The following is a 579-nucleotide window of genomic DNA, read 5'->3' as shown; positions in this document are numbered from 1 at the left end:
TACAAGAGGCGATGACGTTAAAGCCTTGTTTATGGAGTGCATGAGCACAAACGTACCCGATGCCCGTTGAGCACCCCGTAATGAGGATGGATTTATTCATGTGTTAGCTTAATGCGAGAGACAGATAAGCTTTATCATTCAACAGCTTCTATCTTGAAGCAAGTGCTTCAGTGCTGGTTCTATTCTTGAATAACTAAATTTAAAGCCGAGCTCGGTGAGTTTCTTAGGTTTGGCTCGCATACTGTCAAACAACAAACATGCCGATTCTCCCATCGCCAATGCCATGACCCATTTAGGTGTGAATAGAATATGAGGACGTTTGAGTGTTTTCGCTAACGTGCGGCTAAATATCCGGTTAGTCACAGGGTGAGGGGCGCACATGTTGAAGGCACCATGCGCGTGAGGGGTTTCAAGCAGGTACATAATGGCACGAACCATATCGAGGATATGAATCCAAGGCATGTATTGATTGCCATTGCCAAGCGGTCCGCCTAACCCCAATTTGTAAGGCAAGAGCATTTTCGCGAGTGCTCCGCCATTAAGCCCGAGTACGACGCCTGTCCGGAGGAAGCAAACGCG

2 protein-coding genes are annotated in these 579 nt (G+C 47.5%); both read right to left on the bottom strand.

What is annotated here, in order from left to right; genetic code table 11:
* A partial coding sequence (locus tag R7093_RS26850; protein ID WP_318147227.1) for an SDR family NAD(P)-dependent oxidoreductase occupies positions 1–100 on the bottom strand: 100 nt, incomplete at its 3' end.
* A gap of 38 nt (positions 101–138) precedes the next feature.
* Positions 139–579 (bottom strand): DUF1731 domain-containing protein (locus R7093_RS26845; RefSeq protein ID WP_318147226.1); only part of this gene is annotated, 441 nt, incomplete at its 5' end.

The sequence above is a fragment of the Vibrio sp. 1580 genome, from assembly GCF_033340055.1.
This window is presented reverse-complemented; position numbering and strand designations above follow the sequence as displayed.